The following is an 18,015-nucleotide window of genomic DNA, read 5'->3' on the forward strand; positions in this document are numbered from 1 at the left end:
TATAACTCAATGCAAGCCCATGTGACGCTCACGTTCGCTGGCGTTATGAGTTTTGCTTATGTCGTTGCACTCGGTACGCCCGAAAATCCTGGGCTTCATCAGCGAAGACGTGTCGGCCTGGCTGGTCGCGTTAGTGGTATTGCTGTTTGGCTGCGTATTGACCGGGCTGCTGGCCTGGTCAACCCTCAATCTGTATCAGCAGCAGTTGCGCCAACGCTTCCAACTGCTGGCCAGCGAACGTTATAGCCGCATCGAAGAGCGCTTCGAAGATCAGGAGCAGCGCCTGGATGGTCTCAAGCGCTTCTTCATCAATTCCGGCGCGGTCTCGCGCCAGGATTTCGACGGCTACACCCAACCTCTCTTGCATCGCACCCAGGCCTACGCCTGGGCGCCGCGCGTCAGCGGTGCCGAGCGGGCGTCGTTCGAGCGCATGGCGCAGGAGCAGGGAGCGCCGGATTATTTCATTGCCGACCTGAATGCCGAGGGCAAGCTGCAGCGAGCTGCCGAGCGCGATGAGTACATACCGGTGCTCTACAGCCAGACCCAAAGCCCGCTGGGCTCGCCCCTGGGGTTCGACCTGCTGGCCCAGCCAATGCGTCGCGACACTCTCGAGCGGGCACGGCGGCGTGGCGGCGTGGCGGTTTCGCAGCCGGTGCGCTTGGTCGGAGTCGAGCCTTCCTACGCGCGCGGCATCATCCTGGCGACTCCCGTCAGCCTGCGCGCCGATGTGGCGATGTCGCCCCCCGAGCCTTACGGTTATGTGATTGCGGTGATCAGCATGCGCCAGCTGGTGGTCGATGGTTTGCCCGAGCAGCGTCAGGACAACCTGTTCGTGCAGATCATCGACCTGTCGACCGCCGAGTCGTACGGCAAACTCTATGAATCGAGTAACGGCCCGGGGGACAGCCCGCTGGCGGTGAGCCGGGTGCTGAGCCTGGCCGATCATGATTACCAGGTGAACATCCGCCCCAGCGCGGTGTTCCTCCAGGCCAACCATTCTTCGGTGTCCAGCCAGGTGGTCCTGGGCACGCTGCTGAGCCTGCTGCTCAGTGCCCTGCTGTATGTCCTGGTCAGCCAGCGGCAGCGTGCGCTGCGGTTGGTGGAGCAGCGCACCGGGGAGCTGCGGGTCAGGGAGCAGGAATTGCGCGGCACCCACGGGCAGCTGCGCAGCGTGCTCAATGCGGCGACCCAGGTGGCGATCATCGCCACCGACCTGCGGGGTGTGATCAGCACCTTCAATGCCGGCGCCGAACATATGCTCGGCTACAGCAGCGCCGAGGTGGTGGGCCACCTGACCCTGGAAAGCCTGCATCTGCCCGCGGAGCTGAATGCGCGCGCGCAAGCCCTGAGCCAGCGTTACGGCCGGCAGATCCCGATGTGCCAGGCGATGCTGGTGGACGGTTCCGAAGAGCGTGGCGAGGAAACCCGCGAGTGGACCCTGATGCGCCGCGATGGCAGTCATCTGGTGGTGAACATGCTGGCCACCCCGGTCCTGGACGATCATGGCTTATGGGTCGGGCACCTGGCGATTTGTATCGACATCACCGAACGCAAGCGGGTCCACGAGGCGCTAGCGGCCCGTGATCGCCTGCTGAAGAAACTCAGCGCCCATGTACCGGGCGCCATCTATCAGTTCCAGGTGGATGCCGAAGGCCATTCCAGCTTCAGCTACGTCAGTGACGGCATCCGCGATATCTACGAGATCGATCCACAGCAGTTGCAGCGCGATGCCAACCCGGTGTTCGAGCGTATTCACCCGGACGATGTGGCCCGGGTGCGCGGCTCGATCTGGACCTCGGCGAAGAAACTCAGCCCCTGGCGCGAGGAATATCGGGTGCAGTTGCCACAGCGCGGCCTGCGCTGGATACGCGGCGAAGCGACCCCGGAAAAGCTGGCGGGGGGCGGGGTGCTGTGGCATGGCTATCTGTCGGACATCTCCGACCTCAAGCGGGTCGAGGAAGAGTTGCGGGCCCTGTCGGTCACCGACTCGCTGACCGGTATCCACAACCGCCGCTATTTCCAGGAGCGCCTGCAGACGGAAATGGCGCGGGTCGAGCGCGGGGTGGGCAATCTGGCGGTGATCATGCTGGATATCGACCACTTCAAGCGGATCAACGACCAGTACGGGCATGCCATCGGCGACATGGTGCTGCGCGGCGTCTGTGAGCGCATCAGCCTTCGTCTGCGGCGCACGGATGTGTTTTGCCGGCTGGGCGGCGAAGAGTTCATGGTGCTGTGCCCGGACACCGATGGCCAGCAGGCCTATGTCCTGGCCGAGGAGCTGTGGCGCGGGCTGCGCAGCTCGCCGATCGATGGCGTGGGCATTGTCACGGCCAGTTTCGGCATCGCCAGCTGGCGGGAACACGAAGGGGCCGACGGGCTATTGCTGCGGGCGGATTCCGGGGTCTATGCGGCCAAGCAGGCTGGGCGCGACCGGGTCGAGGCAGAGATGGGGTAGGCAGGGGTGCAGAAGTGGGGTGACGCGAGGTTGTCCTCGCGCCACCTGAGTGACGGCTTACAGGGTCGAAGCGGTGTCTGCCAGTTTCGGCTGGCGGTACAGATCCAGTAGCACTTGATCGAGCACCGAGGACGCGCCCCAGGGCTTCGGATCGTTGAGAATCGCTACCACGGCCCAGGTGTTGCCGTTGCTGTCGCGGCTGTAGCCGGCGATGGCGCGCACGGTGTTCAGGGTCCCGGTCTTCACGTGGGCTTCGCCGGACATGGCGGTGCGCTTCAGGCGCTTGCGCATGGTGCCGTCCATGCCGGCGATCGGCATCGAGCTGATGAACTCCGCCGAATACGGGCTTCTCCAGGCCGCTTGCAGCATGGAGGCCATTTCCCGGGCGCTGACCCGTTCGGCACGGGACAGGCCCGAACCGTTCTCCATCACCAGGTGCGGCGCGGTGATGCCTTTCTTCGCCAGCCACTGACGCACCACCCGTTGCGCCGCCTTGGCATCATCGCCATCGGCTTCGGTGCGGTATTGCGCGCCGAGGCTGAGGAACAGTTGCTGGGCCATGGTGTTGTTACTGTATTTGTTGATATCGCGGATGATCTCCGCCAGGTCCGGCGAGAAGGCCCGGGCCAGCACCTTGGCGCTGGATGGCACGGCGGCCAGGCGGTCCTTGCCCTGGATGCTGCCGCCCAACTCTTTCCAGATGGCACGTACGGCGCCGGCGGTGTAGGTCGCGTGGTCGAGCAGCGACAGGTAGGTCTGCGAGCTGCAGCCGTCGCCCAGCTGGCCGTTGACGGTCACGGTGACGCCGCCGTCCGCCTGCGGGACCGGGTTGTAGCGCACGTTGCCGGTGCATTGTTTGCCGCCGATGGCCTTGACCTGGTTGTCGATGCGAATGCTGGCAATCGGCGGCTCGACGGAAATCAGCACCTTGCCCGAGTCGTTGCGCGCCACGAAGCGCAGGGCCTTGAGGTTGACCAGCAGAGAGTCGGGCTTGACCAGGAACGGCTTGTTCTCGTCGTTACCGTCGTCGTTGAACTGCGGCAGTTGCGGCTGCACGAAGAAGTTGCGGTCCAGCACCAGGTCGCCGGTCACTTGCTGCACGCCGTTGGCCCGCAGGTCGCGCATCAGCAACCAGAGTTTTTCCATGTTCAGCTTGGGATCGCCGCCGCCCTTGAGGTACAGGTTGCCATTGAGGATGCCGCCGCTCAGGGTGCCGTCGGTGTAGAACTCGGTTTTCCACTGGTGGGTCGGGCCGAGCATTTCCAGGGCGGCGTAGGTGGTAACCAGTTTCATGGTCGAGGCCGGGTTGACCGACACGTCGGCGTTGTAAACGGTGGCCGTGCCCGGGCCGTTGAGCGGGATCATCACCAGCGACAGGGCGTTGTCTTGCAGTTTGCTGGCCTTGAGGGCCTGTTGGACCTTGGGCGAAAGGGTGGTGTTGACGGGGGCGGCGGAAACGGAAATGGCCAGGGGCAGAAGAAGACCGGCAAGAAAAAGTGGACGCAAAGATTTGATCATGTGAAGTAAAACCCTACAGCCGAGGGGAGAAAAGACGAGGGCATGACGATAAATTCCCTCAGTGGTCACGAAAGTGTCGGCATTATGCCCCAAGGTATAGCGGCTTGTGCCGTGCCGCGGCGGGCTAATCCGCTATTTTTTTCCCAATGGCAGGCCAAGGCCCTCATAGAGTCAGGCAATCGGTTGCTTAAACTGGTAAAGTGCCGCCCGTTATTACTTATGAGGATTGTTCCATGGCCACTAACCGTTCCCGCCGTCTGCGCAAAAAACTGTGCGTAGATGAATTTCAGGAGCTGGGTTTTGAGCTGAACCTGGATTTCAAAGAAGATCTGGCCGAAGAGGCTATTGACGCTTTCCTCGACGCGTTCCTCAAAGAAGCGATGGAAGCCAACGGCCTCGGCTATGTTGGTGGCGATGACTTCGGCCTGGTTTGCCTGAGCAAACGCGGTTCGGTCAGCGAAGAGCAACGTGCCAAGGTCGAAGCCTGGCTCAAGGCCCGCACCGAGCTGACCAGCGTTGAAGTCAGCCCGCTGCTGGACGTCTGGTACCCGGAAAACTCGATCAATCCGGTAGCCTGATGTGCTGAGTCGGTGGCCCGTCCGGGCCGCCGACTCACGGCTGTCGCTGTACAGCCTTCTCTATTTATTTCTCCCGCAGAACCTTTATATGCCTCGGGCCTGTTTCCCGGGATTTCGCGTGGGCGAGTTGTAGCCGCTGCCGTAGGCTGCGATAAGCCCGAAGGGCTTCAGCGATCGTGAGACCTTGCGCGCCCTTCGGTCGCGATCGCAGCCTGCGGCAGCGGCTACAGGCTTATTCGTTGTTCCAGTTCAGGATTACCAGGGTCAGCACGCCAGCCACGATTCCCCAGAACGCCGAGCCGACGGAGAACAGGGTCAAGCCCGAGGCCGTCACCATAAAGGTGATCAGCGCCGCCTCGCGTTCCTTCACCTGGCTCATAGCGATGCTCAGGCCATTGATGATCGAGCCGAACAGCGCCAGCGCGGCGATCGACAGCACCAGCTCTTTGGGCAGTGCCGCGAACAGCGCCGCCAGCGTGGCTCCGAAGACCCCGGCGATGCCGTAGAAAATCCCGCACCAGACCGCTGCGGTGTAGCGCTTGTTGCGGTCCTCATGGGCGTGGGGGCCGGTGCAGATTGCCGCGCTGATGGCCGCCAGGTTGATGCCGTGGGAGCCGAACGGTGCCAGCAGCAGGGAGGCGATACCGGTGGTGGTGACCAGCGGCGAGGCCGGCACGTTGTAGCCGTCGGCGCGCAGCACGGCGACCCCCGGCATGTTCTGCGAGGTCATGGCCACCACGAACAGCGGGATGCCGATGCTGATGGTCGCCGCCAGGGAGAAGTGCGGGGTGGTCCACACCGGCGTGGCGACTTCCAGGTGGAATTGGCTGAAGTCCAGCAGGCCCATCACCCCGGCCAATGCGGTGCCGATCAGCAGCGCGGCGAGCACCGCGTAGCGTGGCGACAGGCGCTTGACCAGCAGGTAGCTGAAGAACATGCCCAGCACCAGGCCGGTGCGGTGCTGCGCGGCGACGAAGATCTCGCTGCCGATCTTGAACAGGATGCCCGCCAGCAGTGCTGCGGCGAGCGAGGCCGGGATGCGCTTGACCAAGCGTTCGAAACTGCCGGTCAGGCCACAGATGGTTACCAGCACCGCGCAAGTGATATAGGCGCCGATGGCTTCGCCGTAGCTCACCCCGGACAGGCTGGTGATCAGCAGCGCGGCGCCGGGGGTCGACCAGGCGACGGTGATCGGCGTGCGGTAGCGCAAGGACAGGCCGATGCTGCAGATGGCCATGCCGATGGAGATGGCCCAGATCCACGAGGAAATCTGCCCGCTGGTCAGCCCGGCGGCCTGTCCGGCCTGGAACATCAGCACCAGGGAACTGGTGTAGCCGGTCATCATGGCGATGAAACCGGCGACTACGGCCGAGGGCGAGGTATCGGCCAGGGGGCGTAATGGCGCGAGGGAGGCGTCGGACATGGAGCACTGTTCCTTGTTCTGATGAAGATATCTGTCGCCCGAAAGCCCGGCGCAGGGGCGTTGGGTGACGAAAGCAGGGGCCAAGCCTAAACGTAAAAGTAACCATTCATTGCAATACAGCCAGGACAGCAAATGGCCGTACAGTCGTTGCGACAGCCTGTGGCCCATACAGTTATTGCGAATGGACCCCATGGGTTGTGTACAATGTGCCATTGTTTTTACGCGATACTTGTCAGCGACCCGCTGTGCCGTATTACAGTCACGGTCAATTCGCCGCAGTTCTCCCGACTCGAGTGCCCATGAACGAACAGTTGCAACCCCTCAAGAAACAACCGCGAGCAGGCAAGGCCGGTCGCAGCGGGACCCAGGACGATATTGTCTACGCGCATATCTTCGAGGCCATCCTCGAACAGCGCCTGGCGCCCGGCACCAAGTTGAGCGAAGAGGCGCTGGGGGAAATTTTCGGGGTCAGCCGTACCATCATTCGTCGTGCGCTGTCGCGCCTGGCCCATGAAGGCGTGGTGCTGCTGCGGCCCAATCGCGGCGCGGTCGTGGCCAGCCCGAGTGTCGAGGAAGCCCGCCAGGTGTTCATGGCGCGCCGGCTGGTGGAGCGGGCGATCACCGAGCTGGCGGTGCAGCACGCCACGGCCGAACAGCTTGCCGAGCTGCGGCAGATGGTCAACGACGAACGCGACAGCTTTTCCCGTGGCGATCGCGGCGCCGGTATCCGCTTGTCGGGCGAGTTCCACCTCAAACTTGCCGAGGCGGCGAAGAATGCCCCGCTGATCAGCTTCCAGCGCAGCCTGGTGTCGCAGACCTCGCTGATCATCGCCCAGTACGAAAGCGGCAACCGTTCGCACTGTTCCTACGATGAGCACACCCAGTTGATCGACGCCATCGAGGCCCGCGACGCGGAGCTGGCGGTGACCCTGATGATGCATCACATGGATCACATCGACAGCAAGCTCAACCTCGACGAAGAAAGCGCCTCGGACGACCTGCATGCGGTGTTCTCGCACCTGCTGCAAACCAAGAAGCCGGGCCGCTCTCCCGCCAAACTGTAACGCCATCTCCCTGTAGGAGCGAGCTTGCTCGCGATAGCCGCGAAGCGGCGACCTGTCTGCCAAAGCTCGTCATCCTTGGCGATCTTTTCGCGAGCAAGCTCGCTCCTACAGGGTTTACAGCAGATAAAAAAATCCCCCGCCTCAGCGCATGAGGCGGGGGATTTTTCGTTTCCGGGATTAGCGCTGGTGCACCAGATTGCCCGCGGCATAGGTCTGCGCCACGGTGCGGTCATCGCCCAGGGTCATCAGCACGAACAGCGTCTCGGCAATGCTCTTGGATTGTTTCAGGCGATAGCTCAGCAGCGGCGTGGCGTTGTAGTCGAGCACCAGGAAGTCGGCGTCGGTGCCTGGCTGCAGGGTGCCGATCCGCTCTTCCAGGCGCAGTGCGCGCGCGCCGCCGAGGGTGGCCAGGTACAGCGACTTGAACGGACTCAGGCGCGCGCCCTGCAACTGCATGACCTTGTAGGCTTCGTTCAGGGTCTGCAGCAGCGAGAAGCTGGTGCCGCCGCCGACATCGGTGCCCAGGCCGACATTCAGTTTGTGCTTCTCGGCCATCGGCAGGTTGAACAGGCCGCTGCCGAGGAACAGGTTCGAGGTCGGGCAGAAGGCCACGGCCGAACCGGTCTGCGCCAGGCGCGCGCATTCGTCGTCGCACAGGTGCACGCCGTGGGCGAACACCGAGCGCTCGCTCAGCAACTGGTAGTGGTCGTACACGTCCAGGTAGCCCTTGCGCTCGGGGAACAGCTCCTTGACCCATTCGACTTCCTGCAGGTTCTCGCTGATATGGGTCTGCATGTACAGGTCGGGGTATTCGCCGAGCAATTGCCCGGCGAGGGTCAGTTGTTCCGGGGTGCTGGTCGGGGCGAAACGTGGCGTCACCGCATAGTGCAGGCGGCCCTTGCCATGCCAGCGCTCGATCAGCGCCTTGCTTTCCAGGTAGCTGGATTCGGCGGTGTCGGTCAGGTAGTCCGGGGCGTTGCGGTCCATCATCACCTTGCCGGCGATCATCCGCAGGTCGAGCTTCTGCGCCGCTTCGAAAAAGGCATTCACCGATTGTGGATGCACGCTGCCGAAGACCAGGGCGGTGGTGGTGCCGTTGCGCAGCAGTTCCTTGATGAAAATCCCAGCCACTTCCTCGGCATGGGCCTGGTCGGCGAACTGGCTTTCGCAGGGGAAGGTGTAGGTATTGAGCCAGTCCAGCAACTGCTCGCCATAGGCACCGACCATGCCGGTCTGCGGCAGGTGGATATGGGTGTCGATAAAGCCTGGGGTGATCAGCGCATCCTGGTAGTGAGTGATCTCGATATCGGCGGGCAGGCTGGCGAGCAATTCGCTGGCGTGGCCGAGGGCGCTGATCTGGCCGTTGTCGACCACCAGCAGGCCATCCTCGAAATACTCGTAGGAGGCTTCGATGCCGACCTCGGCGGGATCGGCGATGCTGTGCAGGATGGCGGCACGATAGGCTTTGCGAGTCAGAGGCATGAGGCAGTCTCGGTTCGTGGCTTTTTAATGAGTGGCGTGGCTGCGGCGCGAGGCCGGCAGCAGCTTGGCAATGGGTTCGGCGCGGGCACTGTGCTGGCCGAAATTGGCGTTATAGGTGGCGATGATTTCGCCGGCGATGGAGATGGCGATTTCCACAGGCAACTTGCCTTTGACTTCGCCGAGCCCCATCGGGCAGCGCATGCGTTGCAGCACGCCGCTGTCGAAGCCGCGCTCGCGCAGGCGGTGTTCGAACTTCACCCGTTTGGTCTTCGAGCCGATCAGGCCGAAGTAGGCAAAGTCGTTGCGCTTGAGGATCGCGGCGGTGAGCTCCAGGTCGAGCTGGTGATTGTGGGTCATGACGATGCAATAGCTGCCGGCGGGGAGGTCATCGACTTCATCGACGGGCTCTTCGCTGACGATCTTGCGCACGCCCTGGGGGATCTGTTCGGGGAACTCCTGTTCCCGTGAGTCGATCCAGCGCACCTTGCACGGCAGGCTGGCCAGCAGCGGCACCAGGGCGCGGCCGACATGGCCGGCGCCGAAGACCGCGATCTGCGCCTGGACCTGGCCCATGGGTTCGAACAGCAACACCGTCACCCCACCGCAGCACTGGCCGAGGCTGGCGCCCAGGCTGAAACGCTCCAGGTGGGTGTCCTGTTTGCCGCTGGCGAGCATCTCGCGGGCGATCTGCATGGCCTTGTATTCCAGGTGGCCGCCGCCGATGGTGTCGAAGCTCTGGGTGGCGCTGATGACCATTTTCGAGCCGGCATTGCGTGGCGTCGACCCCAGCTCTTCGATGATGGTCACCAGCACGCAGGGTTCGCCGCGGGTTTGCAGGTCGGCGAGGGCGCTGATCCAGTTGTACATGTTTCACCTCTTGCAACGTTGTCGTCTGCAATGTCGTCATCGCGAGCAAGCTCGCTCCTACAGGAGGGTGCGATATCTGTAGGAGCGAGCTTGCTCGCGATGGGATTTACAGGGAAGCCAGTTCCGCCTTGGTCTCTACGGCCTTCGCCACCTTCAACTGGCGCATCTGCTCGCAGCCCCACAACACTCGCTCCGGCGTGGCCGGCGCGTCGATCTTCGGCTGGTGCCGGTAATCGCCGAGGCTGGCCACGGCGTCCTTGATCGCGCACCAGGCGGCGATGCCGAGCATGAACGGCGGCTCGCCCACGGCCTTGGAGTGGAACACCGTGTCTTCCGGGTTCTTGCGGTTTTCCACCAGCTTCACGCGCAAATCCAAAGGCATGTCGGCAACGGCTGGAATCTTGTAACTGGCGGGGCCGTTGGTCATCAGTTTGCCCTTGGCGTTCCACACCAGCTCTTCCATGGTCAGCCAGCCCATGCCCTGGATAAAGCCGCCTTCCACCTGACCGATGTCGATGGCCGGGTTCAGCGAGGCGCCGACGTCATGCAGGATGTCGGTGCGCAGCATCTTGTACTCGCCGGTCAGGGTGTCGACTATCACCTCGGCGCAAGCGGCGCCGTAGGCGAAGTAGTAGAACGGCCGGCCACGGGCCTGGGCACGGTCGTAGTAGATTTTCGGGGTCTTGTAGAAGCCGGTGCTGGACAGCGAGACCTGGGCGAAATAGGCCTGCTGGATCAGTTCCTCGAAGCTCAGGATCTGGTCGCGGACCCGTACGTGGCCATTGTGGAACTCTACGTCTTCCTCGCTGACCTTGTACTGCCGGGCGGCAAACTCCACCAGGCGTTTCTTGATGGTTTCCGCGGCGTTCTGCGCCGCCTTGCCGTTCAGGTCGGCACCGCTGGAGGCGGCGGTCGGCGAGGTGTTGGGCACCTTGTCAGTGTTGGTCGCGGTGATCTGCACCCGGTCGATCTCTACCTGGAACACCTCGGCCACCACCTGCGCCACCTTGGTGTTCAGGCCCTGGCCCATTTCCGTGCCGCCGTGGTTCAGGTGGATGCTGCCGTCGGTATAGACGTGCACCAGCGCGCCGGCCTGGTTGAGGAAACTGGCGGTGAAGGAAATACCGAATTTCACCGGGGTCAGCGCCAGGCCCTTTTTCAGGATCGGGCTGCCGGCGTTGTAGCGACGGATCGCTTCGCGGCGCTCGGCGTACTGGCTGCTGGCTTCCAGTTCGGCGGTCATCTCTTCGAGCATGTTGTGCTCGACGGTCTGGTAGTAGTGGGTGACGTTGCGTTCGGTCTTGCCGTAGTAGTTGGCCTTGCGCACGGCCAGCGGGTCGAGGGCGAGATGGCGGGCGATGGCGTCCATCACTTCCTCGATGGCGACCATGCCTTGCGGGCCGCCGAAGCCACGGTAGGCGGTGTTCGACGCGGTATTGGTCTTGCAGCGATGGCCGTTGATGGTGGCGTCGCCCAGGTAGTACGAGTTGTCGGCGTGGAACATTGCCCGGTCGACGATCGAGGCCGACAGGTCTGGCGAGCAACCGCAGTTGCCGGCCAGTTCCAGCTGGATGCCATGCAGGCGCCCGGTGCTGTCGAAACCGACGTCGTACTCGATATAGAAGGGGTGGCGCTTGCCGGTCATCAGCATGTCTTCGACCCGCGGCAGGCGCATCTTGGTCGGCTGGCCGGTGAGGTGCGCGATCACCGCGCACAGGCATGCCGGGCTGGCGGCCTGGGTTTCCTTGCCGCCGAAACCACCGCCCATGCGGCGCATGTCGACCACGATCTTGTTCATCGACACGTCCAGCACCTCGGCCACCAGCTTCTGCACCTCGGTGGGGTTCTGGGTCGAGCAGTAGACGATCATGCCGCCGTCTTCAGTGGGCATCACCGAGGAAATCTGGGTCTCCAGGTAGAAGTGTTCCTGGCCGCCGATATGCAGCGTGCCCTGCAGGCGATGCTCGGCGCTGGCCAGGGCCTTGGCCGAGTCACCGCGCTGGTGGGTGTGGCTGTCGAGGACGAAGTGGCGTTTGCGCAGGGCTTCGACCACGTCCAGGACCGGCTCCAGGTCCTCGTATTCGATGACCGCGGCCATGGCCGCCTGGCGCGCGGTTTCCAGGTCGCGGGCGGCCACGGCCAGCACCGGCTGGCCGACGAACTGCACGTCGTCGATGGCCAGCAGCGGGTCGCCGGGCAGCAGCGGGCCGATGTCTTTCAGCCCCGGGATGTCCTTGTGGGTGATGACGATACGCACGCCGTCGAAGGCATGGCAGGGCGCGGTGTCGATGCTGAGGATCTTGGCGTGGGTACGGTCCGAGAGGCGCGCATACACATGCAGCTGGTTGGGGAATTCCAGCCGGTCATCGATGTACACCGCCTCGCCGGACACATGCTTGGCGGCGCTGTCGTGCTTGACGCTGCGCCCGACGCCGGTGGCCAGATCCTGTTGAAACAGGGCGCTCAGTTCGGCTTGAGTCTTCTCGACTTTGTGATGATTAGACATAAGCGGTCACCCGGGTCTCGATGTGCGGTGTTTGCAGTTCGATAAAGTATTTGCGCAGCAGGTTCTGGGCGCTGAGCAGGCGGTATTCCTTGCTGGCGCGGAAGTCCGAAAGCGGGGTGAAGTCTTCGCCCAGGGCGGCGCAGGCACGTTCGACGGTGGTCTCGCTCCACGGGGCGCCGAGCAGCGCGGCCTCACAGTGCTTGGCGCGTTTCGGGGTGGCGGCCATGCCACCGAAGGCCACGCGGGCGTCGGCGATCACGCCGTTCTCGATACGCAGGTTGAAGGCCGCGCAGACCGCGGAAATATCGTCGTCCAGGCGCTTGGACACCTTGTAGGCGCGAAACAGCTGCTCGGCGCTGGCCCGCGGCACGATGATCTTTTCGATGAACTCGCTTTCCTGGCGCGCGGTGACGCGGTAGTCGATGAAATAGTCTTCCAGGGCCAGGGTGCGGCGGGTGTTGCCCTTGCACAGGACGATCTGCGCGCCCAGGGCGATCAGCAAGGGCGGCGAGTCGCCGATGGGCGAGGCGTTGCCGATGTTGCCGCCCAGGGTGCCCTGGTTGCGGATCTGCAACGAGGCGAAGCGCTGCAGCAGCTCGCCGAAGTCCGGGTATTCGGCCTTGAGGGCGTCGTAGCAGTCGGAGAGGGCGGTGGCGGCGCCGATTTCCAGGCGGTCGTCGAAGCGTTCAATGCGTTTCATTTCGGCGACGTTGCCGACGTAGATCATCACCGGCAGCGGGCGGTGGAACTGCGTGACTTCCAGCGCCAGGTCGGTGCCGCCGGCCAGCAGCCGGGCTTGCGGGTAGGCGTCATAGAGGTCTGCCAGGTCGGATACGGTCAGCGGTACCAGGCAACGTTTGTCGCCACTGTTCAGCTCGCCGGTGTTGCTGGGGGCGATGGCTTTCAGGCGGGCGATGGTCTCGGCTTCGCGGGCGTCGAACTGGTCCGGCTGCTTGCCGCAGCAGGCCTGCTCGGCGGCGGCGAGGATCGGGCGGTAGCCGGTGCAGCGGCACAGGTTGCCGGCCAGGGCTTCGTGGGCCTTGTGCGCGTCGGGTTGTTCGGAGTTCTTCTGCAGGGCGAACAGCGACATGACGAAGCCCGGCGTACAGAAGCCGCACTGCGAGCCGTGGCATTCGACCATGGCTTTCTGAACGCTGTGCAACTGGCCCTGGTGCTTGAGGTCTTCGACGCTGATCAGCTGTTTGCCGTGCAGCGACGAGACGAAGGTCAGGCACGAGTTGAGGCTGCGATAACGGATGTGCTCCGTGCCCGTGTTGTCGGTCTGCAATTCGCCGACCACCACGGTGCAGGCGCCACAGTCGCCACTGGCGCAGCCTTCCTTGGTGCCGGGCTTGCCCAGATGCTCGCGCAGATAATTGAGCACGGTCAGATTCGGGTCCAGGGTGTGCTCGCTACGGAGTTCCTGGTTGAGTAAAAACTGGATCACGGAAGGCCTCGCAGACTCATTATTGTTGGTAACCGACGTGGGCCGAATTTAGTCATGTCTGACTTTTCGGTCAATGATTTTCTGACTTAAGGGTCAGGAAATCGTTTTTTGCCGATCAACAAGCGCTTTCAAACAGTATTGACCCTCCCGGGCCGCAGTGCCTTTTGCTTATTCCGTGCCAAATTCAGGCCCTTGGGCACTCCGCCATGAGGTAGCAATTGCGCTACACTGCGCCGCTTGTACCGATCTAAGAGTTTGAAGGAAAACCATGACGTTCAAGGCGCCGGACAGCCTCGCCGAGCAAATCGCTCACCACCTCGCCGAACGCATCATTCGCGGCGAGCTCAAGCCTGGGGAGCGCATTCAGGAACAGAAGGTCACGCTGGCCCTCAACGTCAGCCGCGGCTCGGTCCGCGAGGCCCTGCTGATCCTCGAACGCCGTCACCTGATCGCCATCCTGCCGCGTCGTGGCGCCCATGTGACCGAACTCACCCCGCACAAGGTGCAGAGCCTGTGCACCCTGATGAGCGAGCTGTACATCCTGCTGGGCAACTCGGTGGCCAACGGCTGGGAACTGCAGGCCGACATGGCGCCGTTCCTGCAGATCCAGCAACGATTGATCGCCGCCTACGAGCGCCAGGACATCCGCAGTTTCGTCGAAGACAGCTTCAACGTGATGCGCGCCGCCTACCCGTTCGCCGACAACCCGTACCTGCAGGAAACCGTCGAGAACCTGCAGCCGGCGATGAGCCGTGCCTATTTCCTGGCCCTGGAGCAGCGCAAGGCGGAAATGAGCGAATTCCTCGACCTGTTCGAGCAACTGCTGGCCGCCGTGCTGGCCCGTGACTTGCCGACGATCCGCCTGGTGCTGACGGCCTATGCCCGGCGCAGTTGCGACCTGGTAGTCGCCGCCTTGACGGTTGCCTGAGCGTGCGGCTCAAGTGCATCAAGCTGGCGGGCTTCAAGTCCTTCGTCGACCCGACCACGGTGAACTTCCCCAGTAACATGGCGGCGGTGGTCGGACCCAATGGTTGCGGCAAGTCGAACATCATCGACGCCGTGCGCTGGGTCATGGGCGAGAGCTCGGCCAAGAACCTGCGCGGCGAGTCGATGACCGACGTCATCTTCAACGGTTCCACCAGCCGCAAGCCGGTGAGCCAGGCCAGCATCGAGCTGGTCTTCGACAACTCCGACGGTACCCTGGTCGGCGAGTACGCGGCCTACGCGGAAATCTCCATCCGCCGCAAGGTCACCCGCGACAGCCAGAACAGCTATTTCCTCAACGGCGCCAAGTGCCGCCGTCGTGACATTACCGACATCTTCCTCGGCACCGGCCTGGGGCCACGCAGCTACTCGATCATCGAGCAGGGCATGATCTCCAAGCTGATCGAAGCCAAGCCGGAAGACCTGCGCAACTTCATCGAAGAAGCCGCCGGGATTTCCAAGTACAAGGAGCGCCGCCGGGAAACCGAAAACCGCATCCGCCGTACCCACGAAAACCTGGCGCGCCTGACCGACCTGCGCGAAGAGCTGGAGCGCCAGCTCGAACGCCTGCACCGCCAGGCCCAGGCGGCCGAGAAGTACCAGGAATACAAAGGCGAGGAGCGTCAGCTCAAGGCCCGGCTGTCGGCACTGCGCTGGCAGGAGCTTAACGAGCAGGTCGGCCAGCGCGAATCGATCATCGGCAACCAGGAAGTCGGCTTTGAAGCCCTGGTGGCGGAGCAACGCAATGCCGACGCCGCCATCGAGCGCCTGCGTGACGGTCACCATGAACTGTCCGAGCGCTTCAATCTGGTGCAGGGGCGCTTCTATTCGGTCGGTGGCGACATCGCCCGGGTCGAACAGAGCATCCAGCACGGCCAGCAGCGTTTGCGCCAGTTGCAGGACGACTTGCGCGAAGCCGAGCGTGCACGCCAGGAGACCGAATCCCACCTGGGCCACGACCGCACCTTGCTCGCGACCCTCGGTGAAGAGCTGGAAATGCTTGAACCCGAGCAGGAAGTCACCAGCGCCGCCGCCGAAGAGGCTGCCGCGGCCCTGGAAGAAGCCGAAACCACCATGCACGGCTGGCAGGAGCAGTGGGACGGTTTCAACCTCAAATCCGCCGAACCGCGACGCCAGGCCGAGGTGCAGCAGTCGCGTATCCAGCAGCTCGAAGGCAGCATGGAACGTCTGGGCGAGCGCCAGCGGCGCCTGGTGGAGGAGCGCGCGTTGCTCGCCGCCGACCCGGAAGACGCGGCGATCCTCGAACTCAATGAACAACTCGCGGCCAGTGAGGCGACCCTGGAAGACCTGCAGGCCAGCGAAGACGCTCAAGTCGAGCGCCTGGAACAGCTGCGCCAGGAGCTGCATCAGGCGACCCAGGCCCAGCAGCAGGCCCAGGGCGAGTTGCAGCGTCTCAATGGTCGCCTGGCCTCGCTGGAGGCTTTGCAGCAGGCCGCGCTCAATCCGGGGACCGGCGCCGCGCAGTGGCTGCAGGAGCAACAGTTGGCCGAGCGTCCGCGGCTGGCCGAAGGCCTGAAGGTCGAGGCCGGTTGGGAGCTGGCGGTGGAAACCGTGCTTGGCGCCGACCTGCAAGCGGTACTGGTCGACGATTTTGCCGGCTTCGACCTGGCTGGCTTCGAGCAGGGCGACCTGCGCCTGCTCCAGCTGGCGGGCGAGGGCGCGCGGATGCCTGGCAGCCTGCTGGACAAGGTCGATGCTCAGGTCGATCTGGCGCCGTGGCTGGGCCAGGTCAAGCCTGTGGAAAGCCTTGAGCAGGCCCTGGCGTTGCGTGGCCAACTGGCGGCCGGCGAGAGCCTGATCAGCCGTGACGGGTTCTGGGTCGGCCGGCATTTTCTGCGGGTGCGCCGCGCCAGCGAAGCGGAAAGCGGCATGCTCGCGCGCAACCAGGAAATCGAACAACTGAGCCTGGAGCGCGACGAGCGCGAAGCCAGCGTGGAAGACCTGGAAACCCGGTTGCAGAACCTGCGTGCGCAACAGCGCCAGCAAGAGAACGGTCGCGAACACCTGCGCCGTCTGTTGCAGGACGAAGCCCGTCAGCAGGGTGAATTGAAAGCCAGGCTTTCTGCCGGCAAGGCCAAGGCCGAGCAGTTGGCCCTGCGCCGTACCCGCCTGGATGAAGAAGTGGCGGAGCTGGGCGAGCAGCGCGCTGTGGAACACGAGCAGGTGGGCGAAGCCCGTCTGCAGCTGCAGGAAGCCCTCGACAGCATGGCCCTGGACACCGAACAGCGCGAATTGCTGCTGGCCCAGCGCGACAGTTTGCGCGAACGCCTGGACCGGGTGCGCCAGGAGGCGCGCCAGCACAAGGATCACGCTCATCAGTTGGCGGTGCGCCTGGGGTCGCTCAAGGCCCAGCACGATTCCACCCGCCAGGCCCTGGAGCGCCTGGAGCTGCAATCGGAACGCCTGACGGAGAAGCGCGAACAGCTCAGCCTGAACCTGGAGGAGGGCGCCGCACCGCTGGAAGAGCTGCGCCTGAAGCTCGAGGAATTGCTGGAAAAACGCATGACCGTCGACGTCGAGCTCAAGAGCGCGCAGATCGCCATGGAAGATGCCGACCGCGAATTGCGCGACGCGGAAAAACGTCGGACCCAGGCCGAGCAGCAATCGCAGTTGATCCGTGGCCAGCTCGAACAGCAGCGCATGGAATGGCAGGCCCTGAGCGTGCGTCGCAAGACCTTGCAGGACCAGTTGCTGGAAGACGGCTACGACTTGCAGGGCGTGCTCGCCACGCTGACCGAGCAGGCCAGCGAGAAAGAGGCCGAGGAAGAACTCGAGCGGATTGCCGCGCGCATCCAGCGCCTGGGGGCGATCAACCTCGCGGCCATCGATGAGTACCAGCAGCAGTCCGAACGCAAACGTTATCTGGACGCCCAGGACGCCGATCTGGTGGAAGCCCTGGAAACCCTGGAAAACGTGATTCGCAAGATCGACAAGGAAACCCGTAATCGTTTCAAGGATACCTTTGATCAGATTAACGGCGGTTTACAGGCGCTCTTTCCAAAAGTTTTCGGTGGCGGCAGCGCTTATTTGGAACTGACGGGCGAAGATCTACTCGATACAGGGGTAACGATCATGGCGCGTCCGCCAGGGAAGAAGAACAGCACCATTCATTTGTTGTCCGGTGGTGAGAAAGCATTGACGGCCCTGGCGCTGGTATTTGCCATCTTCAAGTTGAACCCGGCGCCGTTCTGCATGCTCGACGAAGTTGACGCCCCGCTGGATGACGCTAACGTTGGACGCTACGCAAGGCTGGTTAAAGAGATGTCGCAGACGGTGCAGTTCATCTATATCACCCACAACAAGATCGCCATGGAAATGGCCGATCAATTGATGGGCGTGACGATGCACGAACCCGGCTGTTCGCGCCTGGTAGCAGTGGATGTCGAGGAGGCGATGGCGATGGTGGACGCCTGATATCCGGGCGACCAAAGCCGGTATGTAAGTGACAAGTAAGAGGTTTTTACCTGTGCCGAGTACTGGCTGATCGACATATTGAATGAAGCCGTTGCGACAGACGGTGTAAAGTTGTCTTTGGTCGTGCTAGTTTAATGTCAATTTTTCCTATACGTGGGCAAAAGGCCAGTCAGAACATAGAGTTGGCGCCACGTTTTAAAGCGGTTTGCAGTTTGCTAAACCTCTTATTTTTCAGCATTTTTCATAGAGGCAC

At 63.2% G+C, this 18,015-nt stretch carries 11 protein-coding genes; 5 read left to right on the plus strand and 6 right to left on the minus strand.

From position 1 onward, the window contains the following. Window positions 1–58: 58 nt before the first annotated feature. Window positions 59–2,458, plus strand: a complete 2,400-nt coding sequence (locus BM019_RS10035; protein ID WP_092418162.1) for a sensor domain-containing diguanylate cyclase — start codon at window positions 59–61, stop codon at window positions 2,456–2,458. 57 nt (window positions 2,459–2,515) lie between these two features. Here BM019_RS10035 and dacB read toward each other — a convergent pair whose 3' ends face one another. After that, entirely contained in the window at window positions 2,516–3,976 is a 1,461-nt protein-coding gene (dacB, locus tag BM019_RS10040) for a D-alanyl-D-alanine carboxypeptidase/D-alanyl-D-alanine endopeptidase (protein ID WP_009042933.1), read from the minus strand. Window positions 3,977–4,209: 233 nt separating this feature from the next. On the opposite strand from dacB, the gene BM019_RS10045 reads away from it, so the two are divergent. After that, window positions 4,210–4,554: a YggL family protein gene (locus tag BM019_RS10045; RefSeq protein WP_007932191.1), complete on the plus strand. Its 345-nt coding sequence runs from the start codon at window positions 4,210–4,212 to the stop codon at window positions 4,552–4,554. Between the two features lie 232 nt (window positions 4,555–4,786). Here BM019_RS10045 and BM019_RS10050 read toward each other — a convergent pair whose 3' ends face one another. Further along, complete coding sequence (locus BM019_RS10050) at window positions 4,787–5,977, minus strand: benzoate/H(+) symporter BenE family transporter (RefSeq protein WP_092418163.1); 1,191 nt, start codon at window positions 5,975–5,977, stop codon at window positions 4,787–4,789. Window positions 5,978–6,276: 299 nt separating this feature from the next. On the opposite strand from BM019_RS10050, the gene BM019_RS10055 reads away from it, so the two are divergent. After that, complete coding sequence (locus BM019_RS10055) at window positions 6,277–7,041, plus strand: GntR family transcriptional regulator (RefSeq protein WP_007932193.1); 765 nt, start codon at window positions 6,277–6,279, stop codon at window positions 7,039–7,041. Window positions 7,042–7,218: 177 nt separating this feature from the next. On the opposite strand, the gene guaD is transcribed toward BM019_RS10055, so the two are convergent. From guaD to xdhA, 4 genes are all read right to left on the minus strand, one after another. Then, on the minus strand, window positions 7,219–8,523 hold the full coding sequence (gene guaD / locus BM019_RS10060; RefSeq protein ID WP_092418164.1) for a guanine deaminase: 1,305 nt from the start codon (window positions 8,521–8,523) through the stop codon (window positions 7,219–7,221). 24 nt (window positions 8,524–8,547) lie between these two features. Then, window positions 8,548–9,390 (minus strand): xanthine dehydrogenase accessory protein XdhC, encoded by an 843-nt coding sequence (xdhC, locus tag BM019_RS10065; RefSeq protein ID WP_092418165.1) that lies wholly within the window; start codon window positions 9,388–9,390, stop codon window positions 8,548–8,550. A gap of 106 nt (window positions 9,391–9,496) precedes the next feature. Further along, complete coding sequence (gene xdhB / locus BM019_RS10070) at window positions 9,497–11,896, minus strand: xanthine dehydrogenase molybdopterin binding subunit (RefSeq protein ID WP_092418166.1); 2,400 nt, start codon at window positions 11,894–11,896, stop codon at window positions 9,497–9,499. Continuing rightward, a complete protein-coding gene (xdhA, locus tag BM019_RS10075; protein WP_092418167.1) occupies window positions 11,889–13,343 on the minus strand; it encodes a xanthine dehydrogenase small subunit in 1,455 nt (484 codons plus the stop codon). Before xdhA ends, xdhB begins: the two co-directional genes overlap by 8 nt. A 268-nt stretch (window positions 13,344–13,611) precedes the next feature. Here xdhA and BM019_RS10080 point away from each other — a divergent pair, with 268 nt between their 5' ends. After that, window positions 13,612–14,271: a GntR family transcriptional regulator gene (locus BM019_RS10080; protein ID WP_009042939.1), complete on the plus strand. Its 660-nt coding sequence runs from the start codon at window positions 13,612–13,614 to the stop codon at window positions 14,269–14,271. 2 nt (window positions 14,272–14,273) lie between these two features. Next, window positions 14,274–17,762 (plus strand): chromosome segregation protein SMC, encoded by a 3,489-nt coding sequence (smc, locus tag BM019_RS10085; RefSeq protein ID WP_092418168.1) that lies wholly within the window; start codon window positions 14,274–14,276, stop codon window positions 17,760–17,762. The last annotated feature ends 253 nt before the right edge of the window (window positions 17,763–18,015 follow it).

This window comes from Pseudomonas sp. NFPP07 (genome assembly GCF_900115645.1).
GTDB lineage: Bacteria > Pseudomonadota > Gammaproteobacteria > Pseudomonadales > Pseudomonadaceae > Aquipseudomonas > Aquipseudomonas chlororaphis.